Here is a 17708-nt window from a genome sequence, read left to right as displayed (position 1 = left end):
GAGATACGCCGAGAACGGCACCTTCGCGTCGACGACGATGTGCCTGCCGCCGGCCAGCCGCACCACCATGTCTGGCCGGACCACGCCCCGATCGTCGCCGCCGGGCCGGGATACCTGGGTATCGAAGTCGCAGTGCCGGGTCATGCCGGCCAGTTCGACCACGCGTTCCAGCTGGATCTCACCCCACCGACCGCGCACCTGCGGCGCCCGCAGCGCGGCGACCAGCTGGCCGGTCTGATCGGAGAGCCGATGCGAGGTGCGTTGCATGCCCGCGACCTGCTCGCGCAATCCCGAGTACGCGTCGATCCGATGGTGTTCGACCTGCCGGATCTGCTGTTCCAACGCGCCGACCGCGTCGCGCAGCGGATCGACCATCGCGCCGATCGCGGCCGAATGCCTGCGCGCCGCATCCTCGTTGGCCGAGTGCAGCGACTGCTGCAGCAACCGTTGATTGTCGCCCGCCGCGGCGAGCCGGGCCTCCGCGGCGGCGGCGCGTTGGCCACCCCGGGCGGAATGCCCCAGCCAGCCGAGACCGAAGCCTGCGGCGAAGACGAAGACGAGCGCGACGAGCATCGAAGCGGTCATGGGAGGCGATACTGCCCGAGGCCACCGACAAGTTCGCAATTCCCGGGCAAACCGGGCATGGCGGCGGCGGATCGCTCGGGACATCCCGGCGGTGTGCGCCGCTGCGCGCGCCACGCCGATGAATTACACGCGTGTGGTGCGTCGATTGAATTCTGTCGGGGGTGTGCCCTACGGTTCGCGACATGCGGATCCTGCACACCTCCGACTGGCACATCGGGCGCACCTTTCACGGTGTCGACCTGCTGGCCGATCAGGCACGGGTGCTGTCGGCCGTCGCGGAGCTGGTCGCGGCCGAATCGATCGATGTGGTGGTGGTGCCCGGCGACATCTACGACCGCTCCATCCCCAACGCCGATGCCATAGGGGTCTGCAATCGTGGATTCGAGGCGATCCGGGCGGCGGGCGCGACGATCGTCGCCACCTCGGGCAATCACGACTCGCCCGCCAGACTCGGTGCGGGCGCGAGCTTCGCCGCGGCCGGTGGCTTGCACCTGTGCACGCGGGTCGCCGACGCGCACCGCCCGATCGTGCTGTCCGATGACGACGGCGACGTGGCCTTCTACGGCATCCCGTATCTGGAACCGGAGATCACCCGGACCGAACTCGGTGTGCCCCAGGCGCACTCGCACGCGGAGATCCTCGATGCCGCGATGAGCCGGATTCGTGACGACATCGCCGCCAGGTCCGGCACCCGCACGGTGGTGCTGGCGCACGCGTTCGTGATCGGCGGCGAGGCGACGGGTTCGGAACGGTCCATTTCGGTGGGTGGCGTGGAGACGGTGTCGATGTCGGCCTTCGACGGCATCGACTATGTGGCGCTCGGGCACCTGCATTCGCCGCAGACGCTCTCGGAATCGGTGCGCTACAGCGGATCCCCGCTGCCGTATTCGTTCGGTGAGAGCTCCCATCGCAAGGCGGTCTGGATCGTCGACCTCGACGCGAAGGGTCTGGCGGCGGTGCACCGCCACGAGCTGCCGCTGGTGCGCGGGCTCAGCAGGCTCACCGGCACCATCGATTCCCTGCTCACCGGCGCCGAATACGCTGCGGCCGAAGAGCATTACGTGTCCGCCACGATCACCGACACCACCCGTCCGGTGGATCCGATGCGTAAGCTGCGCGAGCGGTTCCCGCACGCGGTGCACGTGGAATGGGCACGACCGGAAGGCAATCCGGAGTTGCACTACCGCGAGCGGGTGCACGGTCGTCGCGACACGGAGGTCGCGGCGAGCTTCCTGACCGACGTGCGTGGCACACCGAGCAAGGGGGAGATGGCATGGGTGGAGCGGGCGCTGGCCGCGGCGGTTCGCGAAACCGATTCGGGCCGAGGCGAATCCGCCCAGGAGTCCGTGGCATCGGAGCTGACTGCGTGAGCCCCCACGCCGGGTTCGCGGCGGCGCTCGTCGCCGGGGTCGTCGCGTGAGGCTGCACCGGCTCGAAATCACCGCGTTCGGACCGTTCGCCGAGACCACCGTCGTCGATTTCGACGCACTCGGCGCCGACGGGCTGTTCCTGCTCCACGGACATACGGGTGCGGGCAAGACGACCATCCTCGACGCCATCGCCTTCGCCCTGTACGGCAAGGTGCCGGGGGCGCGCGGCGAGAGCAAGCGTCTGCACTCCGACCACGCCGATCCGCAGACACCGCCGAGTGTCGTGCTCGAGGCCACGCTCGGCGGCCGCCTGCTGCGCCTGACCCGCTCGCCCGAATTCGAGCGCCCGAAGAAGAACGGCACCGGAACCCGGCTGCTGCAACCCCAGGCGACGCTCACCTGGCTCGACGGCAGCGGTGAGAACCTCTCGCGCATCACCGATATCGGCGACGAGGTGCTGCGTCTGCTCGGCATGAGCGCCGACCAGTTCTTCCAGGTGGTGCTGCTCCCACAGGGCGACTTCGCCAAATTCCTGCGAGCGGAGAACGAGGACCGCGAGAAACTGCTCGAGAAGCTCTTCGACACCCAACGTTTCGGTACTGCCGAGAAATGGTTGTCGGATCGGCGACGCGCGGCCGAAAGCGATCTCACCTCGCGCCAACAGGGCATCGACCGCCTGATCACCAAGGTCGGCATGGCGGCGGGTTACGGCGGCGCGGAATCGATCGGCATCAAGGATTCGGTGACGTGGTCTCAGGAACTGCTGGCCACCGCGCGTACCGCCCTCGCCGAGGCGACCACGAATGCCGAACTGCGCCAGAAAGAATCGGCTGAGGCCCGCACCGAAGCCGAAGAGCAACGCCGCGTCACCGAGCTGCGCACCCGGATGGCCGCGGCCCGCACCGAACTGGATGCCTACACCGCCTCCGCTCCTCGCCGCGCCGAACTCGAACGCGAACTCGACCGAGCTCGCCGGGCTGAACCCGTCGTCCAGGCCATCGACGAGGCTCGCTCCGGGGTCCGTGGCCTGCGTCGCTCGGAAGCCGCCACCCGCGGCGCCGCAGCTGATCTGGCCGACCGTCTGAATGCACCGGCGGCGGCCGATATCGCGGGTGTGGGCCTGCTGACCGTCGTGGCGGCCGAGCCGAACACCGATGGCGGCGTCGTGGACGTCCATGGTGATCTCGATGCGGCGATCAGCCAGTGGAACGCGCTGCTCGGTGTGCTCGGTGAGGTGCGCGCGGATGCGGTGATCGCACGCAGGCTCACCGACGATCTCGCCGCTCACGAGAGCGAATCCGCCCAGCTCACGCGGCGTGCGGCGGAGTTGGCGCAGCGGCGGGTCGAACTGCCGGCACTGATCGGTTCTGCTCAGGAACAGCTCCGCGAGGCCACCGACGCGGCCGCCGCGCTGCCCGGAATTCGCAACGAGCTGGCCAAGTGGCAGGACTCGGCGGCCGCCGCTGTCGAGATCGCCCGTCGCCGACCGGTTTTGGACGCAGCGCGCGGTGAACACGACACGGCCTGGCGCGCCCACCTCGACGCCAGGGAGCGTGTCCTCGACCTGCGCACCCGCCGCCTGGCCGGCATGGCCGCCGAACTCGCGGGCGCGCTCACCGAGGGCGCGCCGTGCACGGTCTGCGGGTCCGCCGATCACCCGGAGCCCGCGCAGCCCACCGACGGCGCGGTGTCCAAGGACGCCGAGGACGCCGCGCAGGCGGCCGAACAGGTCGCGGAGGCCGCGCGGGATCGCCTCGCCGAACGCATCAGCGCCATCGAACGCGAGATCGAGGCGCTGACCGTGCGTGGTGGCGACGCCGACCCTGTCGCCCTCGCCGACGCGGTCCGCACCGCCACCCACCGCTTCGACGACACGGCCGAAGCCGCCGAACGCGCCCCCGCTCTGACCGGTCGCCTCGAGGCCCTGCGCACCGAGGAAGCCGCCCTGCACGAGCAGTCCCGCGACTTGGACGCCCGCCTCGGCACCAGCACGGCCAACATCGCGGCCACCCGCACGCGCCTCGAAGAACTCACCACCCGCCTGCGTGCCGCCGCGGGCGCCGACACCACCGTCGACGCCCGCACCACCCGCCTCGAATCCCTCATCAGCGCCGCCACCACCCTCCGCACCGCCCGTACCGAGGAAGCCACCGCCCGCGACGCTGTCCGCACCATCGCCACCCGCGTGGAAAACCTCGCCCGCACAGCAGGTCTCGTCCCGGAGGGATACGAGGAGAGTGCGCAGCGAGAGGCACACGAATCGACGAGCCGTACCGCCGGCCGAACTGCGGTCGACGATGCCGATGCCGACGCCGAGACGGGCGTCATTCCCGAACCGGGCGTTGCCTCGGAGGCGGTTGTCGTCACCGAGACGGGCGTCGTTGCCGAGACCGGTGTTGGTGCGGATTCGAACGTGGATTCGGGTGTTGAGGCCCAGCCGGCCGCTGCAGGCGAGCGCGGCACCGAGGAGTCGGCGAGTACGGGCCGCGAAGAGGCGAGTGGAGGCCGAGCTCGGGCGATCCGTAGCGAGCCCGAAATGCCCAGCCTGTTCGATCTTTTCGATGACGAGCCCCTCGACGAGGAGCCAGTCGACGACGAGCCGGTCCATGATGTCCCGGTGGTCGAACCAGCACCGCCGCGCGACGACATCGCCCTGCTGACTGCCTACGCCCAGGTCGTCACTGCCGTCGCGCGGACGGCGCAGCAGCAGGCCGCGATCGAAGCCGAACTCACCGCCGCGGACCGGGCCCGCGCCCATGCCGAGACGGTGCTCGCCGAGCCTGGGATCCAGGCGGTCGCCGAGCAGACGCCGGGCGACCTGAACGCGCTCGAGCAGCGTTTCACCGAAGCGCAGAGTGCGCTCACCGCGGCGGTGGCGGACCGGTCGGCGGCCACCGAGCGGGTCGCCCAGCTCGAGCAGCTGGGGGCGCAGCTGTGGGGTGAGGTCGAGCGGATCGCGCCCGAGCAGCGTGTCTTCGACGAGCTGGCGGCCCTGGCGGAAGTGGTCGCGGGCCGGGGCGAGAACAACCGGCGAATGTCGTTGCGCTCCTATGTTCTCGCGGCGCGGCTCGAAGAGGTCGCGGTCGCTGGATCACTGCGTCTGCGGCGGATGTCGGGTGGCCGTTACGAATTCGTCCACTCGGACAAGGCGGGCCCACGGGGCAGGCGCGGCGGCCTCGGGCTCGATGTCCGCGACGACTACACCGGCGCGATCCGTTCGGCGAAAACGCTCTCCGGCGGCGAAACCTTCATGGCCTCACTGGCATTGGCGCTCGGTCTGGCCGATGTGGTCGCCGCCGAAACCGGCGGACTGGTCCTGGACACCCTGTTCATCGACGAAGGCTTCGGCAGCCTCGACGCCGACACCCTCGACGCCGTCATGGGTGTCCTCGACGAACTGCGGGCGAACGGCCGCGTGGTCGGCGTCGTCAGCCACGTAGACGAAATGCGCCAGCGCATCCCCAGTCGCCTCCACGTGGTGCGCGGCCGGGCAGGATCGCGACTTGAAGCCACCGTCGCCTAGTCCGCCCGGCGATGCCGTCACCGCGTCCGCTGTCAGCACGGCGCGGCGGGAGCCTGCGGACGCTCCACCGATGGTGCCGCTTCCTGACGGGCGAGCGGCGTGAATCCGGGAAGCTTGCCGTCGACGAACGGGATCATCAGCTGGACCAGCGGGCCGATTCCGAAGGCATAGACCAGCGTGCCGATTCCCACGCTGCCGCCGAGGAACCACCCGGTGGTCAGCACCGAGACCTCGATCCCGGTGCGAACCGACCACACCGGCCAGCCGGTCCGCGCGACCAGTCCAGTCATCAGTCCATCGCGCGGACCGGGACCCATCCCCGCACCGATGTAGAGCACTGTCGCCGCCGCGTTCACCACCACCGCGGCGACCATGGCCAGCACCCGCAGCCACACGCCGTCCACGGCGGGGATCATCCACAATCCGGCGTCGACCGCGATCGCGATCACCACCACGTTGCTGACGGTCCCCAGCCCCGGCCGCTGCCGCAGCGGAATCCACGCGAGCAGCACAGCGATCCCGGTCAGCGCGGTCACTACACCGAAACTCAACGGCACATGCGCGGCGACCCCTTGGTGGAACACGTCCCACGGGTCGAGCCCGAGTCCTGCTCGGATCATCACTGCCATCGAGGTGCCGTACAACCACAAACCGACGTACAGCGCGACCAATCGACGAGTGAGCATAGGTAACAGAATCCGGCCTACTGGACCTGGAAAAAAGAGCCAATCGGCGATCACTGGCCTGATCGTGTGCCGATGCTCAGCTTTCGTGCGCGAGCAACCAGGCCTTGGCTTGCAGCCCCCACCGGAATCCGCCGAGCGCTCCGCCGATCCGCAGCACACGATGGCACGGCACGAACAGCGCGGCGGAGTTGCGCGCGCAGGCGTTGGCCGCGGCCCGCGTGGCGGCCGGACGCCCGGAGAGTCCGGCGAACTCCGTGTAGGTGACCGGTTCACCGGCCGGTACCTTGCGCAGGACTTCCCAGGCATGGACGAGGAACTCACCGGACTGTTGACGCACCGCGATCGCGTCGATGGCGGTGAGATCACCCGCGTGATAATCGGTGACGGCCTTGGTCACCGCGCCGAGCGAATCCCGTTGCCGCAGTTCGGCCGGGCGCAGTGTCGTGTGGATCAGGCCGGTCAGCGTGGTCGGGTCGCCGGTCCAGCCCGAGGCCAGCACGGCACCGTCGGCATCGACGATGGTGGTGAACGGGCCGATCGGCGTGCTGACGGTCGCGACATCGGCGAGACGAAGAGCAGTGTCAGTCATGGGTTTTCGCTTCCTGAGGAGAGGGTTCACGGACAAGCGCGCCACGATGTTCGAGCGCGATCTTCCACAAGTGCATCGACAGATAGGAGCGCCACGGCGCCCAGCGGGTGGTGTCGCCGAGGTCGATCCCGGCTCGCGCGGCTCCTTGGCGCACGACGAGGTCGGTGTCGAGCAGGATGTCGGGATCGGCCAGCGATCGCATGGTGACGTAGTCGGCGGTCCACGGCCCGACCCCATCGAGTGCGAGCAGGTCGCGCCGCAGATCATCGGCGGTACGGCCGGAGTGCAGGACCAGTTCGCCGTCGGCGAGCGCCCGCGCCGCGGACACGATCGCGGCCACCCTGCGCGCGGGCCCGGTCAGCACCTCGGCACCGTGTTCGGCGACCGCCTCGGCCGTCGGGAACAGTCGGGGCACCGGTCCTTCGATCGGCTCGCCGAGTGCGTCCACCAGCCGCGCGACATGCGTCCCCGCTGCCCGCACCGAGATCTGTTGCCCGATCATCGTGCACAGCAACAACTCTGATCCATCAAGGCACCCGGGCACTCGAATCCCCGGCGTGAAGTCGGCTCCGGCCGTTGCGTCGATGCCGAGTGCCGCGTCGATCCCCAGCGGATCCGCGTCCAGATCGAGCAGACGCCGTACCCGGGCGACAGTCGGAGCGAGATCACGCATATCCCGCAATGCCAACTCCGCCCGCACATGACCGGGCTGAAAAGACAGCCGAACAGTCGCGTGCCCGTGCGGAGTACGCAGGCTGCGCGTGTAGACCCCGTCCTCCCACTGTTCCGTCCCGGCCACCGCGTGCGCCGAGAGGAACCAGGTCAGCCACCCGGTATCGAGCGGCTCGCGGTACGGCAGCCGCAAGGTCAGCAATCCGGGGGTGCCGGGCGCGACCACATCGGCGCGCGGCGACCGGCGTAATTCGGTCCGCATCGTCGTCGGGCTCACCGCGAAGACCTCGCGCACGGTGTCGTTGAACTGCCGAATGCTGGCGAACCCCGCCGCGAACGCGATGTCCGACATCGGCATCTCGGTGGTCTGGATCAGCAGCCGCGCGGTGTGCGCACGATGCGCCCTGGCCAGCGCGAGCGGCCCGGCCCCGAGTTCGGTGGTGAGCACCCGGGTGAGCTGGCGCTGCGAATAGCCGAGGGTGGCGGCCAGCCCGGGTACCCCGCCACGCTCGATCACCCCGTCGCCGATCAGCCGCATGGCGCGCGCGGCCAGGTCGGCTCGCACATTCCACAGGGGTGACCCCGGCGCGGCATCGGGCAGGCACCGGCGGCAGGCGCGATAACCGGCTTGCTGCGCCGCCGCCGCGGTGGGCAGAAACGACACATTGGCCCGCTTGGGTGTGATCGCCGGGCACGAGGGCCTGCAATAGATGCCGGTCGTGCGTACCGCGGTGAAGAACTGCCCGTCGAAGCGGGAGTCGCGGGTGGAGACCGCCCGGTAGCAGCCCTCGAAGTCCAAAGCAGTGATGGTCACGAGTTCCACAATGGCACCCGCCGGGACAAGGTGCTAGCGGAAATCGGCCACCGATCCCGCGTGCCTCGAACCGCGATCAGCAGCAGCGATTGGTGGGATTCCGGTCGGCTTCGGCATAGCGTTCGCGCCAGTAGTCGCGCACGGACGGCACCGGGGCACCCGGGTGCGTGCGACGCATGTGGTCGACATAGCGCTGGTAGTCCTGGCCGCCGTTGATCGCGCTGTACCAGCGCGCGACACCGCGCATCGCCGCCCAGACTCGCCGGACGATCTCGCGAGGTCCGATGGCAGCGGTGACGGCAGGGGCGCGGACGGCCGATCCACTGAACCGGCCGTCCGCATCCCTGGTCACACTCAAGAGACGTGCGCCGATCCGGGCGCGCTCACCTTGCCCTCGGCGATCAGCACGTCCCACTCCTTCTGCACGTCCTTCTCGGCGGAGGTGGCGACGAAACCGCTCGGGGCGAAGATCTTCGACGGCTGTTCCTCGGACTCGGTGCTGGTCACCGTGCCTGTGCGAATCGCCTTCGCGCACACCAGCACACCGACGACGGTGACGATCAGCACCAGCACCGCGAACACGATCGACAACGTGCCCTGGATGAAGGTGTTGCGGATCGCGATGTCGACCTGCTCGGGCGTCTTGGCCGTCAGGCAGGCCTTGCCCGCGTCCTTGGCCGCCTGACACAGGCTGTGCTGCTTCCAGTAACCGAGCTTGGGATCGTCGGAGAAGATCTTCTGCCAGGACGCGGTCATCGTGACCAGCAGATCCCAGGCCAGCGGCACACCGGGAATCCACGCCCACTTCCACTGCCCACGCTTGACGATGATCGTGAGCACCACGGTGAGCGCGATCGCGGCGAGCAGCTGGTTGGCGATGCCGAACAGCGGATACAGCGCGTTGATGCCACCGAACGGGTCGTTGACGCCCATCAGCAGCACCCCGCCCCAGCCCGCGACCACGATCAGCGAGCACAGCCAGGCGCCGATCCGCCACGACGGATCACGGAACTTCTTGAATCCGCCGCCGAAGTTGCCGAGCGCGTCCGACACCAGGAACCGCGCGACGCGGGTGCCGGCGTCGATGGTGGTGAGGATGAACAACGCCTCGAACATGATCGCGAAGTGGTACCAGAACGCCTTCATCGTCGAGCCGCCGAGGAATTGGGAGAAGACCTCGGAGATGCCGACCGCCAGGGTCGGGGCGCCACCGGTGCGCGAGACGATCGACTTCTCGCCCACATCGGCGGCCGCGTCGCTGAACAGTTCCGGCGTCGCGGGCGGACCCGACAGCCCGAGCGAATTCGTGAACTTGGCAGCGCCTTCGGCCGTGCCACCGGTGAGTCCGGCCGAGGCGTTCATGCCGAAGTACAGGTGCTGGTCGATGATCGAGGCGGTGATGATCGCCATCACCGCGACGAACGACTCCATCAGCATGCCGCCGTAGCCGATCATCCTGGCGTTGGATTCCTTGGCCAGCAGTTTCGGCGTCGTGCCCGAGGAGACCAGCGCGTGGAAACCCGAGAGCGCACCGCACGCGATGGTGATGAACAGGAACGGGAACAGGCTGCCCGCGAACGCGGGACCCGCACCGGTGTGGGCGAATTCGGAGACGGCGGGCGCCTTCAGCACCGGCATCGTGATCAGGATGCCGACCGCGAGCAGCACGATCGTGCCGACCTTCATGAACGTCGACAGGTAGTCACGCGGCGCGAGCAGCAGCCACACCGGCAAGACCGAGGCGATGAAGCCGTAGGCGATCAGGCACCACGCGATGGTGGTGCGCGAGAGGGTGAACCAGTCCGCGCCCCACTCGGTTTCGGAGACCCAGCCGCCGCCGATGATCGCGGCCAGCAGCAACACGATGCCGATGGCCGACACCTCGCCGACCGCACCCGGCCGCAGATACCGCAGGTACACGCCCATGAACAGCGCGATCGGGACGGTCATCGCGATGGAGAACACGCCCCACGGGCTCTCGCCGAGCGCGTTCACCACGACCAGCGCGAGCACCGCGAGCAGGATCGTCATGATCACCAGAATCGCCACGATCGCCGCGACGCCACCGACGAGGCCGAGCTCGTCGCGCGCCATCTGACCGAGGCTGCGGCCGCGCCGACGGGTGGAGGCCCACAGCACCAGGTAGTCCTGCACCGCACCGGCGAAGACCACACCGACGATGATCCAGATGGTGCCGGGCAGATAACCCATCTGCGCGGCCAGCACCGGACCGACCAGCGGACCGGCGCCCGCGATGGCGGCGAAGTGGTGCCCGTAGAGCACCCGCCGGTCCATCGGCATGAAATCCTTGCCGTTGTCATAGATTTCGGCGGGCGTGGCCACGTCGTCGCGCGGCTTGGTGATCTTCCACTCGATGAACCGCGCGTAGAAGCGGTAGGCGATGATGTAGGTACAGACCGCCGCGATCACGATCCACACCGCGTTCACGGACTCGCCGCGCACGAACGCGATGATCGCCCACGCGATGGCGCCGAGAACGGCGATCCCCGCGAACACGGCCTTCTTGGCGGGCGTGATCGGCGTGCGATCGACGACACCGACCGGAGGCAAGTCCGGGTCGGTCCGCAGATGTTCGATGGTCGCCATTGACTCAACTCTCCTGTATAACGCGCAGAGCCTCGGGTGAAGCAATCGACAACGTAGCCGATCGCCGAACTGCGACGGAGAGGTTCGCACACGATCGTGCGCAGAATGAAATTTTGTTCAGCAGGTCATTCGCCTCGGTACGTTCCGAAGCTCCAGAGGTTGCCTTCCGGGTCGGCGGCGCTGAAGCCGCGGGAGCCGTAGTCCTCGTCGCGCAGGTCGCGGATGATCGTCGCGCCCGCGGCCTTCGCCCTGCCGTAGAGCGCGTCGGGGTCGTCGGTGACCAGGTAGAGATTGGCGACGCCCGGTGGCCGGGTGCCGAACGGGGTGTTGTCGCGGCCGGTGGAGCCGAACATGATGCCGCCGCCGCCCGGCCAACGCAGTTCACCGTGTTCGACGACCGCGTCGTCGTTTTCCCTGGCGTAGACCGCGGTCGCTTCGAAACCGAAGGCGGTGGTGAGGAACTCGATCATGGCGCGGGCGTCGTCGAAGGCGAGGCAGGGCCAGATGGTGGTCCGGTTGTCAGCTGTGGTGTCCATGTGTTCAGCCTCGCGCTTATGGGCCGTTCGGGTCTTGGACGGATGGAATCTCCTCGGCGAGCCAGGCGGTGGGGGCCACGCCCGCCAGCTCGGCGAAGTCGCGGTTCAGGTGCGCCTGGTCGTAGTAGCCACAGGTAGTCGCGATCTGGGCGATGGAGACATAGGAGGGGGTGCCTGCCAGCATGCGCTTGGCTCGCTCGAATCGGATGATCCGCGCGGCCAGCTTGGGGCTCGCGCCGAATTCGGCGGTGAACTTGCGGGTCAGGTGCTGGCGGGTCCAGCCGATCCGATCGGCGAGCGGGGTGATAGAGCAGGTGCCGCCGGTTTTCACGAGAGCGTGCCAGGCCCACGTCAATTCGGGTCCGGCCAGCGTGTCGGTGCGTGCCGCGGCGGTCAAGGCACGATCGCACGCGGCGAACCGGCTCGGCCAATCCTGTTGCGACTGCACGGCATCGGCGAGTTGATCGCCCAGAGTTCTTTGTGCTTGGGAGCATTCGATCGACATGTCCCACAGTTCGCTCGCGGGCATGCCGAACAGCACCCGGCAACCCAGCGGGGTCAGCTCGATCGCGACACCTTCCTGAAAGCCGGTGTGCGCGATCATCGCCGGGCTCGCCTGCAGGCCGCTCAAGACACAGCGGTAGCTGCCGGGGGCCTGGTGCGGGTCGGTCTGCTCGACGACGTCGATGGTCGGGCCGATGGCGACGATGAACGTCATGTGCCGTGAGGGGAGGCCGCGATGCAAGCCCGGCTCGAAACCCGCGAGTCGATAGCCCACGTACCGGTCGATGAACGCTGCCAGCACCGGCGCGGGGGCCGCGGTCACCACCTCCGTGGTCGCCTCCATACGGCAACGCTACGCCGGGCGTGTGGGATTGCCCACGCGTCTCGAGCATCGCCGCGGGGTAACCGGACCGTGAAGGTGCTCTCCGCAGCGCGGCGGAGGCGGTGAGATTTCGCACTCACGGGCTCATGGTCTGTGGAAACGCGAGGTCAGCCGGTTAATCTTGCGCCTTCGCTCAATTTACGTAGGAGGTGTCATGCGGCGGGTTCAATACGAGCGCGGCAGTGGTTCGGAGGCGCTCGAAGTCGTCGCGGCCGAGGTGCCGGTGCCCGGTGCCGGTGAGCTGCTGGTGCGGGTCGAGGCGATCGGGGTCACCCTGTCGGCGATTCGGCGGATCAGTGGCGACGCGGAGCAGGTCCGCGCCGAGGTGGCCGGTGAGGTCGTCGCGGTCGGTGACGGCGTCGACGGCTACAGCGCCGGATACCGCGTGGTCGGCCTGTGCACCGCTGACGCGTACGCCGAGTACGTCGTCCTCGCGATCGACCAGGTCTCGGCTATCCCGGACGGCGCGTCCGCCGTCGACGCCGTCGCCCTGATGCGCAGCGGTCTCGTCGCTCTCGGCGCACTGGACACCGCCGTACCGCGCGAAGGAGAAACCGCGCTGGTCACCGCCGCCGCGGGCGGTGTCGGCCACCTCGCGGTGCAGCTGGCCCGCGTGCGTGGCGCGAGCTGGGTGGTCGGCGCGGTCTCCGACGAGTCGAAGGTCGACTTCGTCCGTGAACTCGGCGCCGACGAGGTATTCACCTACGACCAGCTGCACTGCGGCAAGCAGGCCGATTACGCCCTCGACGGTGTCGGTGGCACCGGCCTCGGCGGCACCCTGGCCGGTCTCGCCGAAGGCGGTCGCGCGGTTACCTACGGCACCGGCGGCGGTCTCATCGACACCGAAGACCTCCTCGCGGGCGGCAAATCCCTCACCGGTTTCCGGATCGGCCGTCTCGCCCAGCGCGACCCGGCTCGCTACGAGGACCTGCGCCAGGAGGTGTGGCAGTACTACGCCTCCGGCCTGCTGCATCCGGTCGTGCACGCCGAGTTCGCCCTCGACGACGCCGCTGCCGCCCACGCGGTCATCGAGCAGCGCGCCAACCTGGGCAAGGTCGTCCTCGTTCCCTGACCGATCCGTCGGGAGGCCGTTCGCGGTCCGGCTCGCTGGTCAGCTACCCGACCAGCGGGCCACAAGGGGGCCGCGAACCCGCCGCGCCGCAGGTGCGGCAAGATAAACCCAGTGAGCCTCACCCTCGGAATCGTCGGCCTGCCCAATGTCGGAAAGTCGACGCTGTTCAACGCGCTGACCAAGAACGACGTGCTGGCCGCGAACTACCCGTTCGCGACCATCGAGCCCAACGTCGGCGTGGTCCCGCTGCCCGACCCGCGCCTGAACAAGCTCGCCGAGATCTTCGGTTCCGAGAAGATCGTCCCCGCCGTGGTGTCGTTCGTCGACATCGCCGGCATCGTGAAGGGCGCCTCCGAAGGTGCCGGCCTGGGCAACAAGTTCCTCGCCAATATCCGTGAGGCCGACGCGATCTGCCAGGTCGTGCGCGTGTTCGCCGACGACGACGTGATCCACGTCGACGGCCGGGTCGACGCCGCCGCCGACATCGAGGTCATCGAAACCGAGCTCATCCTCGCCGACCTGCAAACCCTGGAGAAGGCCATCCCGCGCCTCGAGAAGGAAGCCAGGGTCAAGAAGGACCGCAAGCCCCTGCTCGACGCCGCCAAGGTCGCCGAGGGTTTCCTCAACGAGGGCACCACGCTGTTCGCCGCGGGCAAGAAGATCGACGCCGACCTGCTGCGTGAGCTCTCCCTGCTCACCATCAAGCCGTTCCTCTACGTCTTCAACGCCGACGAGTCCGTCCTCACCGACGAGGCCAAGGTCGCCGAGCTGAAGGCCTCCGTCGCCCCCGCCGACGCTGTCTTCCTCGACGCCAAGGTCGAAGCCGAACTCCTCGAACTCGACGACGAATCCGCCCTCGAACTCCTGGAATCCATCGGCCAGACCGAACCCGGCCTGCACGCCCTCGCCCGCGCCGGTTTCCACACCCTCGGTCTGCAGACCTACCTCACCGCAGGCCCCAAGGAATCCCGAGCCTGGACCATCCACCAGGGCGACACCGCCCCCAAGGCCGCCGGCGTCATCCACACCGACTTCGAACGCGGCTTCATCAAGGTCGAACTCGTCGCCTTCGACGACCTGGTCGAAGCGGGATCGATGGCCGCCGCCAAGGCCGCGGGCAAGGTCCGCATGGAGGGCAAGGAATACGTCATGCAAGACGGCGACGTCTGCGACTTCCGCTTCAACGTGTAATCCCTTGCGCCTGGGGCGATCGGCGAAGCCTCAGGCGCACGATCTGCCTCCCCATGCTCTCGAGATCCCCTTCCTGCGGTCCCGCGCGCCCTGTGATGTTAGTTATAGCCGTGTGCTATTCGTTGCAACCACAGGATGCGCCGGTTCGAACGACGGAGGGCTGGATGAAACCGCATTACATGTATCGGTGGGTCAACAATCACGGGCTGGTACTGCTGTTCAAGAAGATTCTGATCCGGCGTGGCAATCCGTTCGCTCGCTTGATCGGCGGTGCGGAGGGTATCGAGAATCCGTACGCGCTGATCGAGGAGATGCGCGGGGAGGGTGGGTTGATCCGTGCCCTTCCGGTATGGATCACCTTCGATCACGATATGGTCCGGGAAATATTGCGCGACAACCGTTTCGGTGTCGGTATACCGACTGTGTTCGGGATTCCGGGGCCGGTGATGCGCGCGCTGGAGCGTCGGCCCCTCCCGCCGAATCTGATGGATCCGCCGTCGATGCTGGTGGTCGACGAGCCCGAGCACAACCGGATGCGTAAACCGGTCTCCGCGGCGTTCACCCCGCGTGCCATCGCCCGGCTGCGCGACCGGATCGAGACGGTCACCGCCGAACTGCTGGCGGCACTCCCCGACGACGGGCCCACCGACCTGGTGACGCGGTACGCGGCGCAGGTGCCCATCGCCATCATCTCCGAGATGCTCGGCTTCCCGGACGCCGACCGCGAGATGTTCCTGCACTGGGGCGACGAGATCAGTCCGTTGCTCGACCTCGGAATCTCTTGGCAGACGCACCAGCGGGCGATGGAATCCTCGGAGCGACTGCACCGGTATCTCGTCGAGCACCTCGAGCGGCTCCGCGCCGAGCCCGGCGACGACATCCTCAGCAGCCTGGTCACCTCGGGGGATCTGTCCACCTACGAACTGTGCGCGTCGGCGACCCTGCTGATGGCCGCGGGTTTCGAGACCACGGTCAACCTGATCGGCAAGGGCATCGTCTGGTTGCTCCAGCACCCCGAGCAGCTGGACCGGTTGCGTGCCGAGCCGGATCTCTGGCCCAACGCGGTGGAGGAGATCCTCCGGATCGATCCGCCGGTGCAGTCCACCGCTCGCACCACCAGGACAGCGCTGGAGATCGGTGGTGTGCGGTTGCGCGAAGGGTCGACGGTGGTGCTGTCGCTGGCCGGCGCGAACCGCGACCCCGCCGTGTTCACCGACCCGGCCCGGTTCGACGTGACCAGGGGCAACGCCAAGAATCATCTGTCCTTCAGCAGCGGTAGTCATGTATGCCTCGGCGCCGGTCTGGCCCGGATGGAAGCGGCGCATGCCCTGCGCGCGCTGTTCGAGACATATCCGGATCTGCGATTGACCCATCCGCCCACCCGTCGGCCGCTGTTCACCCTGCACGGTTATCAGCACCTGCCCGCCCACACCGGTCCACGCGTCCGCAGCCAGGTCCCCATCGGCTGACCCGCTCAGCACACCCTCCGCCGGGCGAGCTCGAACGAGCGACACCTAGGTGGTGTTCTGCGCACCCTCGGAGGAGCGGTCCAAGCACTCGGGGACCTGCTGGTGAATCCCGTTTCGGTGGAGAGTTGAACCTGTCACCACACGCGAAACCGGAGGCTCCGATGTCGATCATCAGCACAATCGCCCACTCGGCGGAGCGTCGTGTCTCGGTGTCGACCGGTGACGGGGTGGAGCTCGCGGTTCGGGAATACGGGGCGCGGAACGCGGACATGACGGTTGTTCTCATTCACGGGCATTGCCTGCGGACCGAGTCGTGGACGGATGTGCGGGACGCGCTGCTGCGCGAGCACTCCGGTGCCAAGGTCGTCTGCTACGACCATCGCGGGCACGGCGACTCCGCGACCGCGTCGAGGAAGACCTACAACATCGAACAGCTCGGTCATGATCTGCACGACGTGCTCGACGTTGTCGCGCCGACCGGCCCGGTCGTGCTGGTCGGGCATTCGATGGGTGGCATGACCGTGCTGACCTACGTCGACCAGTACCGGCACGAGGTCGGGACGCGCATCGTCGGTGCCGGGCTCGTCGCCACCGCCGCGAGCGGGCTCGCCGACGCGGGCTTCGGCCGACTGCTGCACAACCCGATCGTTCCTGTCTTCCAGGCCGCGGTGCGGCGCGCACCGCGGCTGATGCAGCACGCGAAAGTGCTGGCCTGCAAGGTCTTCGCTCCGGTCGTGCGCGCCGCCGAGTTCGGTGATCGCAAGGTCAGCCGGCGCGTGCTGGCACTGGCCGAGGCGATGCACAACGCGACGTCGATCGTGACCATGGCCACCTTCCTGAGCGCCTTCAAGACCTTCGACCGCACTGCCGCCCTGGCCACCCTCTCGACCATCCCCACCATGATCCTGTGCGGTTCCGCCGACCTGATGACGCCGCCGTCGCATTCGGTCGCCATGGCCGCCGCCGTCGACTACGCCGACTTCGTTCAGATCGACGGCGCGGGTCACTCGGTCATCCTCGAACAGCCCGCCCAGGTCGCCCAGGCCATCGCCCGCCTGGTCGCCCGCGCGGACCGCGCCGGTCGGCCGACACGCGCCCAGCTGGCCCTCGCGGCCTGAGCCGGCCGGCCACCGCTGGACGGATCGGCCGGTGCCGTCGGCGAAATAGCTGCTACGGTCCGATTCTGTGATCGTTTGGCTCAACGGGACCCATGGCGCGGGCAAGACGACGACCAGTGGGCTCGTGCAACAGCTGATTCCGGATTCGCGGGTGTTCGATGCCGAGAAGGTCGGTGAGACGCTCATGGACGTCACACCGGGGCTGCCCGCGACGAACAACTTCCAGCATTGGCCACCGTGGCGACCCCTGGTGGTCGAGACCGCCCGGCACATTCTCGACTACACCGGCGGCACGCTGGTGATGCCGATGACCGTGCTGGTCGAGCAGTACTGGCGCGAGATCAGCACCGGGCTCGCGCGGCACGCGATCCCGGTCCGGCACTTCGTCCTCCACGCGGACCAGCAGACCCTGCGCGGGCGCATCGAGGGCGATACCGCCCTCGGCCCTTCGGCATTCCGTCTCGCGTATCTCGAGCCCTACGCGGAGGCTGCCCGTACGTGGCTGCACAGCGAGGCCGAGGTCGTGGACACCACGCTTCTCACCCCTGATGAGGCTGCCCAGCAGATCGCGGACGCCGTGAACAAGTGAC

The 17708-nt window shown here is 68.4% G+C and carries 15 protein-coding genes; 7 read left to right on the top strand and 8 right to left on the bottom strand.

Annotated elements, in window-relative coordinates:
• The coding region (locus ACFULV_RS02955; protein ID WP_378652386.1) for a DNA recombination protein RmuC at nucleotides 1-585 on the bottom strand (585 nt) is incomplete at its 3' end.
• A 182-nt stretch (nucleotides 586-767) separates the two neighbouring features.
• Here ACFULV_RS02955 and ACFULV_RS02950 point away from each other — a divergent pair.
• Together ACFULV_RS02950 and ACFULV_RS02945 are read left to right on the top strand one after the other, a co-directional pair.
• The gene (locus ACFULV_RS02950) at nucleotides 768-1955 is read left to right on the top strand and encodes an exonuclease SbcCD subunit D (protein ID WP_378652383.1); all 1188 of its coding nucleotides are present in this window, start codon (nucleotides 768-770) and stop codon (nucleotides 1953-1955) included.
• Between the two features lie 46 nt (nucleotides 1956-2001).
• Nucleotides 2002-5478 carry an AAA family ATPase gene (locus ACFULV_RS02945; protein ID WP_378652381.1) on the top strand — a complete coding sequence of 1159 codons (3477 nt, stop codon included), beginning with the start codon at nucleotides 2002-2004 and terminating at the stop codon, nucleotides 5476-5478.
• Nucleotides 5479-5510: 32 nt separating this feature from the next.
• Here ACFULV_RS02945 and ACFULV_RS02940 read toward each other — a convergent pair whose 3' ends face one another.
• The 7 genes from ACFULV_RS02940 to ACFULV_RS02910 all read right to left on the bottom strand — a co-directional run bounded on the left by ACFULV_RS02940 (nucleotide 5511) and on the right by ACFULV_RS02910 (nucleotide 12229).
• Nucleotides 5511-6164 carry a YitT family protein gene (locus ACFULV_RS02940; RefSeq protein WP_378638134.1) on the bottom strand — a complete coding sequence of 218 codons (654 nt, stop codon included), beginning with the start codon at nucleotides 6162-6164 and terminating at the stop codon, nucleotides 5511-5513.
• A 76-nt stretch (nucleotides 6165-6240) separates the two neighbouring features.
• A complete protein-coding gene (locus tag ACFULV_RS02935; protein ID WP_378652378.1) occupies nucleotides 6241-6753 on the bottom strand; it encodes a methylated-DNA--[protein]-cysteine S-methyltransferase in 513 nt (170 codons plus the stop codon).
• Nucleotides 6746-8248 carry an AlkA N-terminal domain-containing protein gene (locus ACFULV_RS02930; RefSeq protein WP_378652376.1) on the bottom strand — a complete coding sequence of 501 codons (1503 nt, stop codon included), beginning with the start codon at nucleotides 8246-8248 and terminating at the stop codon, nucleotides 6746-6748. Before ACFULV_RS02930 ends, ACFULV_RS02935 begins: the two co-directional genes overlap by 8 nt.
• A 67-nt stretch (nucleotides 8249-8315) precedes the next feature.
• Complete coding sequence (locus ACFULV_RS02925) at nucleotides 8316-8486, bottom strand: YbdD/YjiX family protein (protein WP_378638424.1); 171 nt, start codon at nucleotides 8484-8486, stop codon at nucleotides 8316-8318.
• A 107-nt stretch (nucleotides 8487-8593) separates the two neighbouring features.
• Nucleotides 8594-10846, bottom strand: a complete 2253-nt coding sequence (locus tag ACFULV_RS02920; protein WP_378638141.1) for a carbon starvation CstA family protein — start codon at nucleotides 10844-10846, stop codon at nucleotides 8594-8596.
• A 125-nt stretch (nucleotides 10847-10971) separates the two neighbouring features.
• Nucleotides 10972-11382 carry a VOC family protein gene (locus ACFULV_RS02915; protein WP_378652373.1) on the bottom strand — a complete coding sequence of 137 codons (411 nt, stop codon included), beginning with the start codon at nucleotides 11380-11382 and terminating at the stop codon, nucleotides 10972-10974.
• Nucleotides 11383-11398: 16 nt separating this feature from the next.
• On the bottom strand, nucleotides 11399-12229 hold the full coding sequence (locus ACFULV_RS02910; protein WP_378652370.1) for a helix-turn-helix domain-containing protein: 831 nt from the start codon (nucleotides 12227-12229) through the stop codon (nucleotides 11399-11401).
• Nucleotides 12230-12422: 193 nt separating this feature from the next.
• Here ACFULV_RS02910 and ACFULV_RS02905 point away from each other — a divergent pair, with 193 nt between their 5' ends.
• The 5 genes from ACFULV_RS02905 to ACFULV_RS02885 all read left to right on the top strand — a co-directional run bounded on the left by ACFULV_RS02905 (nucleotide 12423) and on the right by ACFULV_RS02885 (nucleotide 17707).
• Complete coding sequence (locus ACFULV_RS02905; RefSeq protein WP_378638149.1) at nucleotides 12423-13340, top strand: zinc-binding alcohol dehydrogenase family protein; 918 nt, start codon at nucleotides 12423-12425, stop codon at nucleotides 13338-13340.
• A 111-nt stretch (nucleotides 13341-13451) separates the two neighbouring features.
• The gene (gene ychF, locus ACFULV_RS02900; protein WP_378652366.1) at nucleotides 13452-14531 is read left to right on the top strand and encodes a redox-regulated ATPase YchF; all 1080 of its coding nucleotides are present in this window, start codon (nucleotides 13452-13454) and stop codon (nucleotides 14529-14531) included.
• Between the two features lie 164 nt (nucleotides 14532-14695).
• The gene (locus ACFULV_RS02895) at nucleotides 14696-16000 is read left to right on the top strand and encodes a cytochrome P450 (protein ID WP_378652363.1); all 1305 of its coding nucleotides are present in this window, start codon (nucleotides 14696-14698) and stop codon (nucleotides 15998-16000) included.
• Between the two features lie 161 nt (nucleotides 16001-16161).
• Nucleotides 16162-17118 carry an alpha/beta fold hydrolase gene (locus tag ACFULV_RS02890; RefSeq protein WP_378652360.1) on the top strand — a complete coding sequence of 319 codons (957 nt, stop codon included), beginning with the start codon at nucleotides 16162-16164 and terminating at the stop codon, nucleotides 17116-17118.
• A 67-nt stretch (nucleotides 17119-17185) separates the two neighbouring features.
• A complete protein-coding gene (locus ACFULV_RS02885) occupies nucleotides 17186-17707 on the top strand; it encodes an ATP-binding protein (RefSeq protein WP_378652357.1) in 522 nt (173 codons plus the stop codon).
• The last annotated feature ends 1 nt before the right edge of the window (nucleotide 17708 follow it).

The organism is Nocardia sp. NPDC057272 (assembly GCF_042668615.1).
GTDB lineage: Bacteria > Actinomycetota > Actinomycetes > Mycobacteriales > Mycobacteriaceae > Nocardia.
Note: the sequence above shows the minus strand (reverse complement) of the source record. Positions and strands in the feature narration are given on the sequence as shown.

Coding starts and splice junctions, on each gene's coding strand:
- ACFULV_RS02890 (WP_378652360.1), top strand. CDS start 16,162: ATGTCGATCATCAGCACAATCGCCCACTCGGCGGAGCGTCGTGTCTCG.
- ACFULV_RS02935 (WP_378652378.1), bottom strand. CDS start 6,753: ATGACTGACACTGCTCTTCGTCTCGCCGATGTCGCGACCGTCAGCACG.
- ACFULV_RS02925 (WP_378638424.1), bottom strand. CDS start 8,486: ATGCGCGGTGTCGCGCGCTGGTACAGCGCGATCAACGGCGGCCAGGAC.
- ACFULV_RS02915 (WP_378652373.1), bottom strand. CDS start 11,382: ATGGACACCACAGCTGACAACCGGACCACCATCTGGCCCTGCCTCGCC.
- ACFULV_RS02895 (WP_378652363.1), top strand. CDS start 14,696: ATGAAACCGCATTACATGTATCGGTGGGTCAACAATCACGGGCTGGTA.
- ACFULV_RS02940 (WP_378638134.1), bottom strand. CDS start 6,164: ATGCTCACTCGTCGATTGGTCGCGCTGTACGTCGGTTTGTGGTTGTAC.
- ACFULV_RS02950 (WP_378652383.1), top strand. CDS start 768: ATGCGGATCCTGCACACCTCCGACTGGCACATCGGGCGCACCTTTCAC.
- ACFULV_RS02910 (WP_378652370.1), bottom strand. CDS start 12,229: ATGGAGGCGACCACGGAGGTGGTGACCGCGGCCCCCGCGCCGGTGCTG.
- ACFULV_RS02920 (WP_378638141.1), bottom strand. CDS start 10,846: ATGGCGACCATCGAACATCTGCGGACCGACCCGGACTTGCCTCCGGTC.
- ACFULV_RS02905 (WP_378638149.1), top strand. CDS start 12,423: ATGCGGCGGGTTCAATACGAGCGCGGCAGTGGTTCGGAGGCGCTCGAA.